Genomic DNA, 16,027 nt, shown 5'->3' with positions numbered 1-16,027 from the left:
AGTCAGCCCACGTCAGATTTGCGCGTTTCCCACACCCAAGTCGAACTGCGCTTAACTTAAAGCCCGGCCGGAAAAGCGAGATTTTTGAGGGCCTTGGAGGGGCGGTGCCTTGAGGGTTTGAGGCGTGGCGCCCCCGACCGGCCTCAGTCGGTCAGCCGGTCCACCACGGCGACCCGCCGCAGCACCAGCAGCTTCAGCAGCACCGGCAGCGCCACACCGGCTGCCATCGCGGCCACCGCATGCAGCGGGAACCAGGCCTCCGTCCAACCGAAGCCGAGCTTTATCAGCACGGCCTTGGTCCCGCCGATCGCCAGCGTGTTGAACAGGTAGATCGCCATCGAGAAGCCGCCCAGCACCACCGGCCACTGCCAGCGCGCGACCGGCGGCAGCCGCATCGCCCCATGCAGCGCCGGGATGCAGAGCAGCCCGCAAAGCACCATCGCCCAGCGCTCGCCTACCCAGCCCAGCGCCGCCAGCGCGAGCCCGCCGGCGAAGGCCAGCCACCACAGCGCCTGCCAGCGCTCGAAGCCCGGCAGCAGCGCCTCCTCCCGCTCCGCCACCCAGAGCCCGGCGGCGAAGAACAGGAAATGTGAGACGAAGCGGTCGAGATAGGCAACGGCCGGCACATCGACGAGCTGCAGGGCGAGGCCCAGGACCAGCAGCCCCGTCGCCCCGACGCCCACCCGCCGGAGACCCATCGCCACCAAAGTACAAAGGAAGAGCACCAGCAGGTACCAGACCGAGGTCGCCGGGCTGTGCGCCGTCGTCCAGAACAGGTCCCGCAGCCCCCCGGCCAGCCCCTCCGGCGGGTTGTCCACCGGCACCAGCCGGACCGCGACGAGCTTCGCCACGAGAATCACCAGGCCAATGGCGAAGAAGGGCACCAGCAGTCGCACGGCCCGCTGCCGCACCACCCGCCCCGGCGGCTTCGCCAGCAGGCCGGAGAGCACGACCACCGTCCCGCTCAGGTAGAGGAAGAAGGGCATGTGGAAGCGGTAGACGAGGTACCGGACGGGCTCGTACCACTCGACGCCCGGCGGCACGTCCCGCGCGACGATATGCCCGAAGACGACGAGCAGGATGGCGATGCCCCGCGCCCGGTCGAGATCGAGCCGCCGCGCCGGCCGCACCGCGGCGGCCACGCCCTGGTCCGGCATCGACCTCAACCCGCCCGCGAGGGCCGCCAGGCATAGCCGCCGGCGGAGGGCGCCTGGCGCCGCCGCTGCACCCCGGCCTCCTTCGCCTCCACCCGCCCCCGCGCCAGGATGGCGCTGATGACGCAGAACTGCATGACCGAGGTGGTGGCGATCAGCGTGTTGTCGAAGCCGCTATGCAACAGGATGCCGAACAGCGCCGCCCGCAGCACCAGCCGCTCCCGCGAGCCGAGGCCCCGCGAGCCCCACCACATCCAGGCGATGAGCGAGAGGAAAATCGCCGCGCAGCCGATGATCCCACCATCGACCGAGAGCCTGAGATACTCGTTGTGCGCCGCCGTGGTGCCGAGCAGCTTGATCAGCGGGTCGTCCGGATCGACCAGCAGCTTGCCCGCCCCGAGCCCGTAGCCGAAGAGCGGCCGGTTCTCGATGGCCTCGAGGAAGTAGGGCCACATCAGGTCGCGGCCCGAGGTGTCGGTGCCCTGGCTGATGAAGCGCTGCATGGCGAAGGCGATGACCGGGCTCAGCAGCAGCAGCCCCGGCACGCCGCCGCCCATCACCAGATCGACCTTCCGCCGCAGCGGGAAGATGTGCCGGTTCGAGAGCAGGAAGACGAGGCCGATGAAGATCACCACCGTCGCCAGCGGCATCCGCGCCTGGGTCGCCAGCATCACCGCGAGGTCGAGCCCGCCGATGATCAGCCAGATCGGCTTGAAGCCGCGCATGTACTCGATCGTCGCGGCGAAGATCGCCGTCTCGCAGAAGCCGGCGAGGAAGGGCGCCGAGTGCATCCCCTGGAAGCGGTTGAGCAGGTCGATCGCTGGGTAAAGGCCCGCCACATGGGTGAAGAGGCTGGCGAAGGCGCTGATCAGCGGCACCAGGGTCGCGCCGCGGATGATCCAGGTCCAGATCCTCTTCGGCGCCAGGCAGAAGCCGAGCACGAAGGGCGCGGTGGAGCCGATGAAGCTGCGGATCATCTCCCCGGTCGTCACGATCCGCCCGATCGGCAGCACGACGATGCTGACCGCGGCGATGGCGGTATAGGCGATGAAGGGCCAGTTGATCGCCGAGCTCGGCCCGTAACGCAGCAGCAGCACCGCGGCGAGGGCGAAGGGCACGACCTTCATCACCGCCGAGCCGAGCGTTGCCACCGTGCCGCCGCCGGTGCTGGCGAACATGCCGGCATCGAGCTGGAAGTCGAGGCCGAAGCCGTACATCATCACCAGCCCGACCACGATCGCCAGGGGGAACTGGTAGACCGCAAGGCCCAGCAGGATCGCCACCATCGCCGGCAGCATCAGCAGCAAGGGCCCCGGCAGGTAGAGCGCGATGAGCAGCATCAGCGCCGCCCCGAAGAGCGAGATCAGGACCTGGGCGAGGGGAGACGTAAGGCTCGGCATGCCAACGGTTCTGTCACGCAGCCCCGGCGCCCGCCAATCAGCCTTCCGTCAACCCCGCGCGCCACCCGAAAGCGTGACTGCGCCAGGGGCTGCACTCGGGCGATGGGTTGTGGCAGCGATGCGCGGACCGAAACACGAGGCAAGGATCGATGCAGGGCTCACCCCAACAAGCCGCTCCACGGGACGCCGCGCTCACGCGGCTGCGCTTCTTCCTGATCGGCTGGGTGATCCTCTATCATCTCGACCTGCCGCTGCGGGTGAGCCTCGGCCTGCCGGCGCTGGCGCCGGTGCTGCAGCACGGCTATCTCGGCGTCGACGGGTTCTTCCTGCTCTCCGGCTTCGCCCTCTGGCTCGGCTACGGCGCGCGACCGCCCTGGGGGCGGGCCGGGATCATGGACTTCCTCCGCCGCCGCCTCGCCAAGATCTGGCCGCTGCATGCGCTGGCGCTGCTGGCGCTCGCCCTGCTGGTCGGCCTCGCCATGGCGGCCGGCGTGACCATCCGCGATCCGGAGCGATTCGGCTTCGACGGCCTCCTGCTCCAGCTCTTCCTGGTGAATGCCTGGGAGACGACGTCGCGCCATGCCTGGAACTACCCGTCCTGGGCGCTCTCGGTGGAATGGGCCGGCTACCTCGCCTTCCCGCTGGTCCTCGCCGCCCTGATCCGCCTGCCGCGCCCCGCCCTGCCCGCGGTGCCGCTGCTCGGCTTCGCCGGCATCTTCGCCCTCGGCGCCGCGGATCCGAGCGTCGGGCTGAACTACACGCTGCATCTCGGCCTGCTGCGCTTCGCCCTGGAATTCGCCGCCGGCCTCGCCATCGGCCGGCTGACGACGGAGGGGCTGCTGCCCCGCGCCGCGCTCTGGCCTGTGCTGCTGGCGCTGCCCCTCGGCCTCCTGATCGAATGGGATGCACTGACCGTCCTCGGCCTCGCCGCGCTGATCCCGCTGCTCCGCCGGCCGGCGCCGGCGCCGGCGCCGGCCCGGCCCGACCTGCTGCTCCGCCTCGGCGAGGCGTCCTTCGGCGTCTATCTCTGCTGGGTCTTCATCGAGGCCGGCCTGGTGCTGGTGCTGCGCCGGGTCGACCCTGGCCTCGCGGGCCGGGCCGGGCTGATGGTGGCCGGCTTCTTGGCCAGCCTGGTCGCCGGCTGGCTCGCCTGGCGCTACGTGGAGGTGCCGGCCAATCGCTGGCTCCTTCGCCGCCGGTCGTCCCGCGGGGCGGCACCGGCGACGGCGGTCTCGGGCAAGGCCTGAGGCGGAAGGCCGGGCGCGACCTTGGAGCACACTCCGATCGGGGTGGTCGCTTGGTCGGAGTGATTTGCCCGACCGGACAACGAGCGGGAGCGGGTGGCGCGAGCCCGGGCGAACGGAGCCCGCTTCAGCGCGCCGACAGCATCCCGGGCGGGATGATGTCCGGCTTCGGCCGCGGCTCGTCGCCGTTCTGCAGCCGCCAGTGGCTGCCGTGGCTGTAGGACCACAGCGTCGCCGGCAGGCCCAGCCGCTTCAGCTCTGGGAGAACCCGGGCCAGGTCGGCGGCCCAGGCGGCGCGGTTCGTCTCATGCCCGAAGGCGCCGCCAAGTTCGCTGACGATGACGGGAATGCGGTTCCGGTCCCGCCAGGCCGCCACCGCCTGCCACCGGCCGGGCGACTGCGTGCCCTGGTAGTCATGCGCCTCGGCGATGGTGTTCGGGTCGGTCGGCAGGCTGCACTCGAGCAGCGAGCGGGCGCTGTGCCACTCGTGCCCGCCCCACATCAGCAGGTGCCGCGGGGCCGCCCGGCGCATCTCGGCGAGCAGGCGGTCGCGCACCGGCATCCAGCTCGCATTGTCGTCGAAGACCGGCTCGTTCAGCGCCGCCAGCACGACCATGGACGGGTCGGTCCGCTCGGCGAAGAACTGTGCCCGCCGGCGCATCCCCTCCCAGTCGCGCTCCGACCAGGGCTTCTTCTGGTAATAGAAATCTGCCATGCCGAGGAAGACCGGCAGCCCCGCCTCCACCGCGTCCTTCACTGCGTCCAGGTAGAGGGCCGGGATGTCCATGCTGGAGCCGGTCTGCGCGACCTCCGGCAGGAAGATCCGCGCATGGTCGAAGCCGGCCGCGCGGAAGCCGCGCCACCAGCCGATGCCGAGGCGGCGCGGCTGGTTGTCCCTGGTGATGGCAAACCAGCGCTCGAGATTGGCGCCGAGCCGGAGCATGGCGAGCCGCCGCCGCATCGGCTGAGGCTCTTGCGCGGAGGCCGGCGCCGCGAGGGCGCCGGCCAGCGGCAGGGCGAGGAGGCCCCGACGGGTGGCCACGGCTTCAGCCGAAGCGGAAGGCGGCGGGGGCGGCGCCCTCCTCGGGTGCGCTGGCCGGCTGCTGCTCCTTCATCCGGGCCTCGACCTGCTTCAGCAGCCCGGTGAGGCTGGTGACCAGCGAGGGCAGCTGCATGAGCGGCACCACCAGCTGGCCGCAGGGCGTCGGCTTCCCCTCCGCCCCGGTCTGCGCCAGCGTCAGCCGGGCGACGCCGTAGGTCACGCTGGCGTCGAGGATGCCGTCGGCGAAGATGGTCGTGCGGGTATCGCTCATCGTGGGTCCTATTGCTCGCGGAAGGCGCGCTGGAAGCTGTCGCGGATCGGCTGGGTGACGTAGCGGAAGAAGGTCCGTTCGCCGATCTTGATATGGGCTTCCACCGGCATCCCGGGGGTGAGGAAGACATTGGGCAGCGAGGCCAGCTGCGCCGGATCGATCAGGATGAAGGAGCGGTAGTATTGCTGACGCGTCTGGTCGTTGGTGGTCACGTCCGCGGCGACCCAGGTCACCTCTCCGTGCAGGTATGGCACCAGCCGCTGCTTGAAGGCGGGCAGCCGCACCTCGGCATGGAGGCCGGGATAGACCACGTCGATGTCGTTCGGCTGGACGTTCACCTCGGCGACCAGGCGGTCATGCTGCGGCACCAGGTCCATCACCGGGTCGCCCGGCTTCACGACGGCGCCGATGGTGAAGAGGCGCAGGTTGACCACCGTGCCGTCCTCCGGCGCGGCGATGTCCCGCCGCGTCATGACGTCGGAGGCGGCGCGCAGCTTCTCCTCGGCCTCGGCCAGCTTGCCGCGGACCTCCCGCAGCTCCTGCCCGTTCTCCTGCATCCGCTGGTCGACGGCCTGGCTGATCTGCTTCTGCGCCTCGGCGATCGCGGCATTGGCGCGCTCGATCTGGCCGTTCAGGTCCTCGATGCTGCCCTCGAGCCCGGCGAAGCTGCGCTGCAGCGCCAGCAGCTGCGGCAGCCGCTGCAGGCCCTGGGTGACCAGGGTGCGCGTCATCTCCTCCTCCTGCTTGATCAGCGAGAGCTGGCGGCGGGTGGAGGTGAGCTGGCCGCGGGCACCGGCGATGACCGCGTGCTGCTGGTCGATGCGGGCCTGGAAGACCTGCACCTGGCTGGTGAGGCTGGACATCCGCGCCTCGAACAGGGCGCGCTGGCCGGTGACGCTGTCGAGCGCGCGGGCATTGCCGGCGTTCAGCAGCTCGGGCGGGAAGCTGACCTCCCGGGCGCGAGCCATCTCGGCCCGCAGCCGGGCATCCTGCGCCATCAGCGCCCAGCGCTGGGCGCGCTGCGTCTCGAGCGTGGCATCCGCCTGGATGTCGTCGAGCCGGACGAGGACCTGGCCCTTCTCCACCTTGTCGCCGTCGCGCACCAGGATCTCGCGGACGATGCCGCCCTCGAGATGCTGGATCGTCCGCCGCGTGCCCTCGACCCGGATGGTGCCGGCGGCGATGGAGGCCTCGGCCAGCGGGGCGAAGACCGCCCAGGCCGCGCCGCCCACGACGAAGACCAGGAAGATGAAGAGGCCGAAGATCATCGTCCCGCGGGTGCGCGGCGCCGGGGCGTCGAGCAGCGGGTCGAAGGGGAAGTGCGGCAGGGCGCCGCCCAGATCGGTGCGGATCGGCGCCAGGGCGCGGCCGCCGGCGAGGGCGGGGAGCTTCGGGTCCTGGGTGGTGACGCTCATCGGGCGGCGCTCCCTTCGAGGCGGGCAACGGGGGCGTTCGTGACCTCGGCGGGCCGCGGCGGGGTCATCAGGCGCTTCAGCACCTCGGCGCGCGGGCCGAACATCTCCATCGCGCCATCCTTCAGCAGCAGGACCTTGTCGACGCCCTGCACCAGGGTCGGCCGGTGGGAGACGAGGATCACCGTGGTGTCCTGCGCCTTCAGCCGCTCCAGCGCCTGGGTGAGCGCCGCCTCGCTGTCGCCGTCGAGGTTGCTGTTCGGCTCGTCGAGCACGACCAGCTTCGGCCGGCCGAACATGGCCCGCGCCAGGCCGATCAGCTGCCGCTGGCCGCCCGAGAGGTACTGGCCGCTGTCGCCGATCTCGGTCTCGTAGCCGTTCGGCAGGCGGAGGATCATGTCATGGCAGCCGGCGAGCTTCGCCGCCTCGTAGACGGCCTCCGGCTCGGCCTCGGCCATGCGGGCGATGTTGCGGAAGACGGTGCCGTCGAACAACTCGACATCCTGCGGCAGGTAGCCGACATGGCGGCCGAAATCCTCGCGCATCCACTGGTAGACATCGGCGCCGTCGAGCCGGACGGTGCCGGCGGAGGGCGGCAGCGTGCCGATCAGCATGCGGATCAGCGTCGTCTTGCCGGCGGCCGAGGGGCCGATCACGGCCAGGCTCTCGCCCGGGGCGAGGCTGAAATTCACGCCCTTGATCATGGCGACGCCCTGGCCCGGGAAGGCGTAGGAGACGCGCTCGACCGAGACCTTGCCCACCGGCTCCGGCAGCGGCAGGCCCGGCGGGCGCAGCCGCGGCATGGCGAGGAAGCTCTGCAGCCGGCGGAAGCTCTGCCGGGCGGAGACCAGCTGCTTCCAGCCGCCGATCATCTGCTCCACCGGCGCCAGCGCCCGGCCCATGATGATCGAGCCGGCGATGGAGGCGCCCGAGGTCAGCTCCTGCTGCAGCACCAGGTAGGCGCCGGCGCCGAGGATGGCGATCTGCACGGTAAGGCGGCAGAACTTCGTCATGGCGACGAGGAAGGCGGCGCGGTCGGCGGCGCGCTGCTGCGGGCCCGTCATCGCCGCGACCGACTCCCGCCAGCGGCCGATGACCGAGGGCAGCATGCCCATGCTGTCGATCACCTCGGCATTGCGCGAGATGGCGTCCGCCCGGCGCTGCGAGGCCATGGCGGCGGTGTTCGCCTCCTTGAGCAGGGCGGAGGTCGAGACCTCGCTGGCCAGCGTCAGGCCGAAGAGCACCACCGCGCCGCCGAGGGCGATGAAGCCCATCACCGGATGGAGGAGGAAGATGACGCCGATATAGATCGGCACCCAGGGCACGTCATAGAGCGAGAGCGCGCCCGGCGAGCCGAGATAGCCGCGGCACACCGCGAGGTCCCGCAGGGCCTCCATGCGGTAGGGCCGGCCGCGCAGGGTGCTCTCGATCGCCCGGATGAAGCCCTCGGGCGCGACGCGGTGCTCCACCCAGCTGCCGATGCGCTGCATCACCTTGCCGCGCACGCCCTCGAGGATGGCGAGCACCGCCGTGGCCAGGATGGCGATCAGCGAGAGGTAGAGCAGGGTGTCGAGCACCCGGGTCGCCAGGACGCGGTCGAAGACCTGCATCATGTAGACCGAGGTGGTGAGCTGCAGCAGGTTCACGACGCCGCTGAAGACGCCGACGATGATGAACTGGGACCGGCAGGCCCGGAGCGCCCGGCGCAGCGGGGTGTCCGCCGTCGGCTCGGCCCCGGGGAGGAGGGTGCGGGAGTAGGACATGCGTCAGCCTGCCAGGAGGCCGGCGAGGCCGGCCAGGGTTGCGGGGTGCAGGGCGAGCCAGCCGCCGGCGGCGGCAACGATGACGAGCGCCACCAGGTTGGCGGCGACCAGGCGCAGGAAGCCGGGCGGAGGGCGGAGCCGGCCGATCTGCTCGGCGACGGCCTCCTGGCGGAGGCGCTCGATGTTGTTGTGCAGGTAGCGCAGCGCATGGTCGCAGAGCGCCGCCTCGGCCTCGCGCTGGCTGCGGGCGATGGTCTCGGGGCTGGCCTCCTCCTGCCGCTCGGCGGCGAGGGCGAAGGCCAGGAGGCCGGTCAGCCGGTCTTCCGTGCGGAAGGCCGCGGGGTCGGCCGGGGTCACCGCGGCCTGTGGGGAGAGCTGAGCGGGGCTCGGCCTGAGGGTTTCGACATTGGCCATTCTGGGCTCCATCCTGGGCCGGCCATGGGGATGCCATGATACGCCCGAACGAGCGAATCGGCCTCATCCTCCCGCATGGCTTGCACGCTGTTGTCCCGGATCGGGGGAAGGGGACAGGGGCGCCTGTGGCGGCGCTGGCTTGAATACGCACTCCGGTTTCCGTGAATTGCAACCCTAAACCCGAGAAGTTTCAGCACGGTAACCGGCGCGACGTATAACGTTCCGTACCGATCATCCGGGGCAGCCATCCGCGGCGGGCATGCAACACCTGGCCCGCAAGTGGCGCTCTGGCGCTCTGGCATGACAGGAAGTGATCGTTGCACGCATACTCCTGCGGCTGCCCATGCTACGGAAGCCCGGGGCTCATGATGACGGGGAAATAGTGGTGAAAAGCTTTCGATGCTGGGGGGTTCTGGGTTTGGTCGTGGCAGCGCTGCCGCTGGCCGAGGCTCATGCCCAGCTCGGCGACTCGCCCGAGGTGCAGCGTGGCATTACGGTGGTGAACCGGCAGCGGCCTGATTACAATCCGCTGGGTGTCCGCCTGGGCGGCTTCCGCCTGAACGGGGCGATCGAGGCCGGGCTCGGCTGGGACAGCAACCTGTTCGGCCGCAGGAGAAACGTGGTCTCCGACGGCTTCGCCGAGGAGCTCGGCAGCCTGAACCTGCGCAGCGACTGGACCACGCATGCGGTCGGCTTCTCCGCCAACTCCGTCAACCGGCAGTATTTCAGCCAGAGCCAGCTTGACTGGAACGATTGGGACATAGGCGGCTTCGGGCGGTATGACTTCTCGGCCGATACCTCCCTGCTGGGTCAGTACCGCCACTACCGCTCGCACCTCGACGTTTACAGTTTCGACGTCCAGGCCGCCGGTATCATCCAGCCTGTCGCCTATGATTCGGATGAAATCTCGGTCACCGGCACCACGCGGTTAAACCGGCTCGGGCTGATCGCCCAGGGCGTCTACCGGACCTTCGATTTCCAGGAAAGGATCATCGGCACCACCCCGACGCCGTTGCTGCAGGATGGCTTCACCACGGCACAGCCCGGCTTCAACACGGCGCGGAACAGCTTCAACACGGTGATCGGCGCGCTCGGTGCCAGCTATGCCCTCGCCCCGGGACGCAACATCACCGCCGTCGTTCGGGTGCAGGACATCAAATACACCTCCTCCGCTTCTGATTTTCAGAACCCGGCACTCACCACCCCAAGTTTATTCGACAACCCTCAGAACCGGAACAGTTTCACCTGGGAGGCACTGGCCGGTTTCGACTATGATTTCGACGGTGTCTGGCAGGCGCGCATCGGCCTTGGCTGGCGGCACCGTGAATATCAAGGGCCCATCAAGGCCTTGGAGGGCCCGGCAGTCGAGGCTGGCCTCACCTATGCGCCGACCCAGTTGACCACCGTCCGCCTCCGGCTCACTCGGACCATCGAGGAGTCCATCCGCCAGGATTCGGTGAGCTACCAGCGCACCCAGGCCGGCGTGACCGTCGATCATGAGTATCTTCGCAACGTGCTGCTCCAGGGCGACGTGCTCTATGACCGGCGCGAATATGAAAGCCCGAGCCAGACGGCGAGCGACATGGTCCTCACCCTGACCGCGCGCTACTTGCTGAACCGCAACGCTTCGGTGGTGGCGAGCTACGGCTATCGTCGGCGGCTCGAAGCGACAGGTGGCTTCCGGGAGTTTGACCGCAATCTGCTGCAGGTCCGGCTCCGCCTTGCCATCTGAGGCTCCGGTCCGGCGCCTGCTCGAGCTCGATTTCGCCGACCTTCCCCTGCAGGGCGTCCTCGCCCTGCTGGCGGAGCGGCCGGCGGATGCGCCTTTCGGCTATGTCGTGACGCCGAATGCCGACCATCTGGTGCGGCTGTCGCGCGACCCATCGCTGCAGCCGCTCTATGACGGGGCGATGCTGCGGCTGCTGGACAGCCGGGTGGTGGCGCGGCTTGCCGGGATGATGGGGCTGCCGGCGCCGGCCGTGGTGCCGGGCAGCGACCTGACCGCCGCATTGGTGCAGGCCATGCCGCCGGACGAGCCTGTGACGGTGCTCGGACTGGCGCCGGCGGCGCTGGATCGGCTGGCGGCGCGTACCGGGCTCCGGCGGATCGCGCATCACAACCCGCCCATGGGCTTCGAGCGGGACCCGGCCGCCTTCGAGGCGGCGGTGCGCTTCATCGAGGAGAATCCCGCCCGCACCACCTTCCTCGCCGTCGGCTCGCCGCGGCAGGAACTCGTGGCGCAGGCGGTGGCCGCGCGCGGGAAGGGAAGGGGGGTCGGCCTCTGCATCGGGGCGAGCCTGCTCTTCCTGACGGGTGAGGAGCGCCGGGCGCCACTCCCGGTGCAGCGGGCCGGGATGGAATGGGCCTGGCGGCTGATGCAGGACCCGAAGCGCCTCGCCCGGCGCTACCTGGTCGACAGCCCCGCCATCATCGCCCTGCTGCGGCGGGAGGCGAAGCAGCCGCGCTGACCTACCCGCGCCGGCTGATGATCCGCGCGACGAGCATCAGCACCGCCCCCGCCAGGATCACGCCATAGGTCCTGGGATCGGCCCGCAGCGCATCCAGCGCCGCCTCCGGGATCCAGAGCAGCGCATCCCAGCCGAAGAGATGCGCCAACACGCCGACCAGCACGAGCAGCGTGCCGAGGCTCCAGAGAAGTCGCGCCACGCCCGCCTACCCGGCCCGGAAGGCAATGGCGTTGCGGAGGGCATGCACGATCAGCTCCATCCGCCGCTCGAAGCCGGCGGCGGCTTGCGGACGGCCGGCCTCCTCGGCGCCGACCACGCCGCGGAGGACGGAGGCTTCCAGCTGCTTCGCCATCTCCTCCATCGCGGCGAGGGCGCCTGCAGCACCCTCACCCTGCATGGTGGCGCGCAGCACGGCGATCTCGCCGAAGGCCGCGGCCAGAGCCGTCTCCAAGGCGATAATCTCGCCGCGCAACTCGTCGCTCTTGTCCTCGGGCATCCGTCTCAGGTGGGGTCGCCCGGGGCAGGCCTCAACCGGGCTTGGCACTGGGGAGGGCCGCCAGCACCTCCGCCCGCACCCGCCGGCCGAGGCCGCCACGATGGGCCGCGTCGTTGCGGGCGAGGTAGTCGTGCGCCGCGGGCGTCAGGCGGTAGAGTGCCTCCATCCCCGGCGCGGGGCGGAAGCGGCGCCAGAGGCCGAGCGCCGCCGGCCCCGCCTTCAGCCCCTGGCCAAGGACGCCGTTGCGGGCGCCCTTCACCTGATAGGCCAGGTAGCGCGGCAGGAGGGAGGCCGGGGCAAGGCCGTATTTCAGCCCGATATAGAGGCGGTTGCGGACGAAGTGGAACCAGCGCGTGCCGGACCAGGCGAAGCGGTGCTCGCCACTCACCTTGTGGCGCACGGCAATGTCGCCGCGGTAGCGGATGCGCCGGCCGGCATTGATGGCGCGGAGCGCGAAGTCGAACTCCTCCCAGCAGAAGAAGAGCGCATCATCATAGCCGCCCATCCGCTCGAAATCCTGGCGTCGGATGGCATGGCCGGCGCCGACGAAGGTGGCGACATCGAAGCTCTCCGACGCCCGCGGCAGCAGGCCGGGCGGATAGCCCCAGGAGGAAAGATCCTCCGCGCCCGTGTCGAAGACGAGGATGCGGCAGGCGATGGCGGCGACGTCCGGCTCCGCATCCAAGCCGCGGAGGGCGCGGGCGAGGGTGTCGGCGTCGGCGAATTCGGCGTCGTTGTCGAGGGCGAAGACCACCCGGCCGCGGCCGAGCGCCGTCGCCCGGTTGCGCCCGCCGGCGACGCCCCAATTGCGGTCGAGCCGAACCAGCGTCGCATCCGGCGCGCCCTCGACGGCGGCGGCGAGGCGGGCCAGGTTCTCCGGCTTGCTGCCCTGGTCGGCGATCCAGACATGCTTGGCGACCCCGGCCTGGGCGCGGGCGGAGGCGATGGCGGCGACCGTCTCCTCGGCCCGGTCCATCGCCAGGATGATGACATCGGCATCCACCTCGCCCGCCGGTGCGCGGGCGCCGGCGACATGCTCGGGCGCGGGGTAGGGGCCGAGGCTCATGCCCGCTCCTCGAACTCCGGCGCGGGCAGGGAAAGGTAGGCGATGCGCTTCGCCTCCTGCCGGCCGCGCGTCACCGTGTCGAGGATGAGGCCGCAGACGAAGGAGAGGAAGGAGAGCAGGACGAGGCCCGTCGCCAGCACCGCCGTCGGCAGGCGGGGGACGAGGCCAGTGGCGAGGAAGGTCTGCAGCAGCGGGATGGCCAGCACGATGGCAAGGAGGAGGAGGAGGCCGCCGGCGACCGAGAAGAACATCAGCGGCCGCTCCCGCTGCACCAGGGTGACGATGGTCCGCAGGATGCGGAAGCCGTCGCGGTAGGTGTTGAGCTTGCTGGTGGAGCCGGCCGGGCGCTCCTTGTAGGCGCTCGGCACCTCGCCGACGGGGAGCTTCAGCTCGAGGGCATGGACGGTGAACTCCGTCTCCGTCTCGAAGCCGGCGGCGAGCGCGGGGAAGCTCTTCACGAAGCGGCGGGAAAAGACGCGGTAGCCGGAGAGCATGTCGGAGATGCGGTCGCCGAAGACCCAGCGCACCATCCCCGTCAGCACGGCATTGCCGAGCTGGTGGCCAGGGCGGTAGGCGGCGGCGGCGACTGCCTCGGGGGTACGGCGCACGCCGGTCACCATGTCGAGCCGGTCGGAGAGAAGCCGGCGGACCATCTCCGGCGCCGCGGCGGCGTCGTAGGTGTCGTCGCCATCGACCAGCACATAAGCGTCGGCCTCGATATCGGCGAACATTCGCCGCACGACATGGCCCTTGCCCTGCAACGGCTCGGTCCGCACCAGGGCCCCGGCGGTGCGCGCCGCCGCGACGGTGCCGTCCTTCGAGTTGTTGTCGTAGACGTAGATGGTGGCGTCCGGCAGGGCGGCGCGGAAGGCGGCGACCACGCGGGGGATCGCCACTTCCTCGTTGTAGCAGGGGATGAGCACCGCGACGCGCGGGGCGTGGCGGTAGCCCGGCAGCAGCTCCGATCCGGGCGTCAGATGGGTGTCGGGCAAGGTGCTCTCCGGCATGGCGAGGGCTTCCGTGTCGCGGAAGCCGTTCTACACGGGGAATGTGGCGGGGGGATGACCCCCGCCGGTCAGAAGGCGTTCCGCATCCGGGCGACGGCCAGCAACGTCCGCACCAGGATCGTGAAGTCGAGCCAGGGCGACCAGGTGTCGATGTATTCGAGGTCGCTCTCGACGCGGCGGAGCAGCTTCTCCTCCGTCTCGGTCGGGCCGCGCCAGCCGCGCACCTGGGCGAGGCCGGTGAGGCCGGGCTTCACCCGGTGCCGCGCGGCGTAGCGGGCGGCCACCTCCTCGAAGGGCCTTCCGCCCGCGCGGGTGCCCGGCGCATGCGGCCGCGGGCCGATGAAGGACATCTCGCCGCGGAGGATGTTGAAGAGCTGCGGCAGCTCGTCGAGCGAGGTGCGGCGGAGGATGGCGCCGACCCGCGTCACCCGCTTGTCGCCGAGCGAGACCTGGCGGGCAGCGGTGTAATCCGCAGCCTCTTGGTACATCGTGCGGAATTTCAGCACGTAGAAAGGCTGGTTGTTGAAGCCGGTGCGGCGCTGGCGGAACAGCACGGGACCTGGGCTGTCGAGCCGCACCGCCAGCGCGATCAGCGCCATCGGAACCGCGGCAACGGCGAGGGCGAGGGTGGCAAGGATGTAGTCCTCCACCGTCTTGACCACGGCGCCCCAGCCGCTGATCGGCCGGTCGGCGAGGCGGAGCAGGCGCAGCCGCTCGCCCTCCGGCGCGGTGCCGAGGCTACGATAGGCCATGAGGTCCGGCGCGAGGCGGACATCGACCGGGAAGTCGGCGAAATGCTTGAGCAGGCCCTGCAGCCGCGCCTCCGCCGCCCAGGGGAGGGCGAGGATCACCTGGTCGACCTCGCCGCGGCGGATCATGGCGTCGAGCGCCTCGAGCGAGCCGAGATAGGGCAGGCCGTTGCGCAAGCCTCCGACCTGATGGGCACGGCGGTCGTCGACAAGGCCGACCAGCTCCAGGCTGCGGTCCGGCCGGCCGCCGAGCGCGGCGACCAGGCGGGCGGCCTGCGGCCCGTCGCCCACCACCACGGCGCGCTGCCGGGTGCGCTCGGCCGCGGCGCGGAGCGCGACGGCGGCGGCCATCCGCCCGGCAAGCAGCGGCGGCATGGCGATGCCGAGCCAGAGCAGCGCCAGCCCGGGCGGGAAATTGCCGCGGGCGCCGAGCGCCTGTGCCGCCAGCCCCATGCCGCCGATGCCGAGCACCAGCCCGGCCACGGCGCCGAGCCCGGCCCGCTTGCCGCCGAAGAGCGCGGCATGGCTATAGCCGCCGGCCGCGACGATCAGGCAGGGCACCAGCAGGGCGACGAAGCCGATCAGCCGCAGCGCCGGCCCCTCGATCGGCGCGATCGGCAGCGCCTTCACCGCTAAGCCGCCGGCGGCGAGGCAGGCCACGTCCAGCAGCGCAACCGCGAGCGCCAGCAGCGCCGGCGGCAGCGGCGAGCCGATTGCCCAGCGGTCGCGCCGCGCGGCCCTGCCAAGGCCGACCCAGCCGGCCTCCGCCACCGCGGTCAGCAGCCGGCGGTCGCCGGTGCGGTGCTCGGGTGGCATCACGTCCTGCATGCTGACTGCCTGCGGATGGGGTTGAGGCTCTCGATTGCGATGGGCATGGCTCCCGCTGGCCTTCACGCTCTGGAGGGACGGGGGGCGACCCCGGCGGCGCCGAAGACGAAGCGCCGGGACATGAGGAAATTCGCGGCGAGTCCGGCCAGTGAGCCGGCCGCGACGCCGATCACGGGCTGCGCCGCGACCAGAGGTACACCGGCGACCAGCGCGGCATAGGTGCCATAGTTGCAGACGAAGCCGAGCAAGTTGACGAGCAGGAAGAGCAGCCACTGCCGGGCGAGTCCGCCCGCCGGCCGCGCCGCCCGGAAGGTCCAGGCCCGGTTCAGCGCGAAGGTCGTGGTCGCCGCCGCCAGGTAGGACAGCACACGGCCGATCCAGGGGCCGGTGCCGAGCGCGATGCCCGCCGTCAGCACCCCGGCATCCACGAGGAAGCCACCGACGCCGACCACGCCGAAGCGCAGGAACTCGCCCAGCATGCGGCCGCCCTTGCGGGCGGCGAGGGGCGAATCGGAGAGGTCGGGACCGGTGAGAGCAGACGTCATCCAAAAGCATCCTGTATGCGGCAAGGCTTACGCGCCCTTGCCCCCTGCGACAAACCACGGCGCGGTGACAACCGCTCGCCAGGGGCGCGAATCGGCCGCTTCCGCTGTCACGTTCCACGGCGCAGGCGGGTGATATCGCAGTACGATTCGATCCGGGAATTACCAGGC

Annotated in this window: 16 protein-coding genes; 3 read left to right on the top strand and 13 right to left on the bottom strand. The window is 70.9% G+C overall.

All coding sequences use genetic code 11. The annotated features are described in order from the left end of the window. Positions 1–143 precede the first annotated feature (143 nt). Both AC5JJ1_RS14185 and AC5JJ1_RS14180 read right to left on the bottom strand, forming a co-directional pair. A complete protein-coding gene (locus AC5JJ1_RS14185) occupies positions 144–1,157 on the bottom strand; it encodes an acyltransferase family protein (RefSeq protein WP_495785755.1) in 1,014 nt (337 codons plus the stop codon). A 5-nt stretch (positions 1,158–1,162) separates the two neighbouring features. Beyond that, a complete protein-coding gene (locus AC5JJ1_RS14180) occupies positions 1,163–2,554 on the bottom strand; it encodes an O-antigen ligase family protein (protein ID WP_495785754.1) in 1,392 nt (463 codons plus the stop codon). A gap of 149 nt (positions 2,555–2,703) precedes the next feature. On the opposite strand from AC5JJ1_RS14180, the gene AC5JJ1_RS14175 reads away from it, so the two are divergent. Next, the gene (locus AC5JJ1_RS14175; protein ID WP_495785753.1) at positions 2,704–3,801 is read left to right on the top strand and encodes an acyltransferase family protein; all 1,098 of its coding nucleotides are present in this window, start codon (positions 2,704–2,706) and stop codon (positions 3,799–3,801) included. Positions 3,802–3,925: 124 nt separating this feature from the next. Here the strand turns inward: AC5JJ1_RS14175 and AC5JJ1_RS14170 are convergent, their stop codons facing one another. From AC5JJ1_RS14170 to AC5JJ1_RS14150, 5 genes are read right to left on the bottom strand one after another with little or no spacing between them, the layout of a single operon-like run. Then, on the bottom strand, positions 3,926–4,840 hold the full coding sequence (locus AC5JJ1_RS14170) for a cellulase family glycosylhydrolase (protein WP_495785752.1): 915 nt from the start codon (positions 4,838–4,840) through the stop codon (positions 3,926–3,928). Between the two features lie 4 nt (positions 4,841–4,844). Beyond that, the gene (locus AC5JJ1_RS14165) at positions 4,845–5,111 is read right to left on the bottom strand and encodes a hypothetical protein (protein WP_495785751.1); all 267 of its coding nucleotides are present in this window, start codon (positions 5,109–5,111) and stop codon (positions 4,845–4,847) included. Positions 5,112–5,119: 8 nt separating this feature from the next. Then, positions 5,120–6,526 carry an HlyD family type I secretion periplasmic adaptor subunit gene (locus AC5JJ1_RS14160; protein WP_495785750.1) on the bottom strand — a complete coding sequence of 469 codons (1,407 nt, stop codon included), beginning with the start codon at positions 6,524–6,526 and terminating at the stop codon, positions 5,120–5,122. After that, the gene (locus AC5JJ1_RS14155) at positions 6,523–8,286 is read right to left on the bottom strand and encodes a type I secretion system permease/ATPase (RefSeq protein WP_495785749.1); all 1,764 of its coding nucleotides are present in this window, start codon (positions 8,284–8,286) and stop codon (positions 6,523–6,525) included. The genes AC5JJ1_RS14160 and AC5JJ1_RS14155 overlap by 4 nt, the downstream gene beginning before the upstream one ends. Positions 8,287–8,289: 3 nt before the next feature. Then, entirely contained in the window at positions 8,290–8,700 is a 411-nt protein-coding gene (locus tag AC5JJ1_RS14150) for a hypothetical protein (protein WP_495785748.1), read from the bottom strand. A gap of 424 nt (positions 8,701–9,124) precedes the next feature. On the opposite strand from AC5JJ1_RS14150, the gene AC5JJ1_RS14145 reads away from it, so the two are divergent. Both AC5JJ1_RS14145 and AC5JJ1_RS14140 read left to right on the top strand, forming a co-directional pair. Beyond that, a complete protein-coding gene (locus AC5JJ1_RS14145; RefSeq protein ID WP_495785747.1) occupies positions 9,125–10,432 on the top strand; it encodes an outer membrane beta-barrel protein in 1,308 nt (435 codons plus the stop codon). Beyond that, entirely contained in the window at positions 10,422–11,168 is a 747-nt protein-coding gene (locus tag AC5JJ1_RS14140; RefSeq protein WP_495785746.1) for a WecB/TagA/CpsF family glycosyltransferase, read from the top strand. The genes AC5JJ1_RS14145 and AC5JJ1_RS14140 overlap by 11 nt, the downstream gene beginning before the upstream one ends. Before the next feature lies 1 nt (position 11,169). On the opposite strand, the gene AC5JJ1_RS14135 is transcribed toward AC5JJ1_RS14140, so the two are convergent. From AC5JJ1_RS14135 to AC5JJ1_RS14110, 6 genes are all read right to left on the bottom strand, one after another. Next, complete coding sequence (locus AC5JJ1_RS14135; RefSeq protein ID WP_495749052.1) at positions 11,170–11,367, bottom strand: hypothetical protein; 198 nt, start codon at positions 11,365–11,367, stop codon at positions 11,170–11,172. 6 nt (positions 11,368–11,373) lie between these two features. After that, positions 11,374–11,664, bottom strand: coding sequence for a hypothetical protein (locus AC5JJ1_RS14130; RefSeq protein ID WP_495785745.1), 291 nt, complete (start codon positions 11,662–11,664; stop codon positions 11,374–11,376). A gap of 31 nt (positions 11,665–11,695) precedes the next feature. Then, entirely contained in the window at positions 11,696–12,730 is a 1,035-nt protein-coding gene (locus AC5JJ1_RS14125; protein WP_495785744.1) for a glycosyltransferase family 2 protein, read from the bottom strand. Beyond that, positions 12,727–13,737 carry a glycosyltransferase family 2 protein gene (locus AC5JJ1_RS14120; protein WP_495785743.1) on the bottom strand — a complete coding sequence of 337 codons (1,011 nt, stop codon included), beginning with the start codon at positions 13,735–13,737 and terminating at the stop codon, positions 12,727–12,729. The genes AC5JJ1_RS14125 and AC5JJ1_RS14120 overlap by 4 nt, the downstream gene beginning before the upstream one ends. Positions 13,738–13,805: 68 nt before the next feature. After that, positions 13,806–15,302 carry an exopolysaccharide biosynthesis polyprenyl glycosylphosphotransferase gene (locus tag AC5JJ1_RS14115; protein ID WP_495785742.1) on the bottom strand — a complete coding sequence of 499 codons (1,497 nt, stop codon included), beginning with the start codon at positions 15,300–15,302 and terminating at the stop codon, positions 13,806–13,808. 74 nt (positions 15,303–15,376) lie between these two features. Next, entirely contained in the window at positions 15,377–15,859 is a 483-nt protein-coding gene (locus AC5JJ1_RS14110; RefSeq protein ID WP_495785741.1) for a GtrA family protein, read from the bottom strand. Positions 15,860–16,027: the final 168 nt, after the last annotated feature.

The organism is Belnapia sp., assembly GCF_059504005.1.
Note: the sequence above shows the minus strand (reverse complement) of the source record. Positions and strands in the feature narration are given on the sequence as shown.

Bases quoted from the DNA above. Each gene is read 5' to 3' on its own strand.
- AC5JJ1_RS14185 (WP_495785755.1), bottom strand. From the start codon at position 1,157: ATGCCGGACCAGGGCGTGGCCGCCGCGGTGCGGCCGGCGCGGCGGCTC.
- AC5JJ1_RS14110 (WP_495785741.1), bottom strand. From the start codon at position 15,859: ATGACGTCTGCTCTCACCGGTCCCGACCTCTCCGATTCGCCCCTCGCC.
- AC5JJ1_RS14130 (WP_495785745.1), bottom strand. From the start codon at position 11,664: ATGCCCGAGGACAAGAGCGACGAGTTGCGCGGCGAGATTATCGCCTTG.
- AC5JJ1_RS14180 (WP_495785754.1), bottom strand. From the start codon at position 2,554: ATGCCGAGCCTTACGTCTCCCCTCGCCCAGGTCCTGATCTCGCTCTTC.
- AC5JJ1_RS14115 (WP_495785742.1), bottom strand. From the start codon at position 15,302: ATGCCACCCGAGCACCGCACCGGCGACCGCCGGCTGCTGACCGCGGTG.
- AC5JJ1_RS14160 (WP_495785750.1), bottom strand. From the start codon at position 6,526: ATGAGCGTCACCACCCAGGACCCGAAGCTCCCCGCCCTCGCCGGCGGC.
- AC5JJ1_RS14155 (WP_495785749.1), bottom strand. From the start codon at position 8,286: ATGTCCTACTCCCGCACCCTCCTCCCCGGGGCCGAGCCGACGGCGGAC.
- AC5JJ1_RS14175 (WP_495785753.1), top strand. From the start codon at position 2,704: ATGCAGGGCTCACCCCAACAAGCCGCTCCACGGGACGCCGCGCTCACG.
- AC5JJ1_RS14150 (WP_495785748.1), bottom strand. From the start codon at position 8,700: ATGGCCAATGTCGAAACCCTCAGGCCGAGCCCCGCTCAGCTCTCCCCA.
- AC5JJ1_RS14120 (WP_495785743.1), bottom strand. From the start codon at position 13,737: ATGCCGGAGAGCACCTTGCCCGACACCCATCTGACGCCCGGATCGGAG.
- AC5JJ1_RS14165 (WP_495785751.1), bottom strand. From the start codon at position 5,111: ATGAGCGATACCCGCACGACCATCTTCGCCGACGGCATCCTCGACGCC.
- AC5JJ1_RS14125 (WP_495785744.1), bottom strand. From the start codon at position 12,730: ATGAGCCTCGGCCCCTACCCCGCGCCCGAGCATGTCGCCGGCGCCCGC.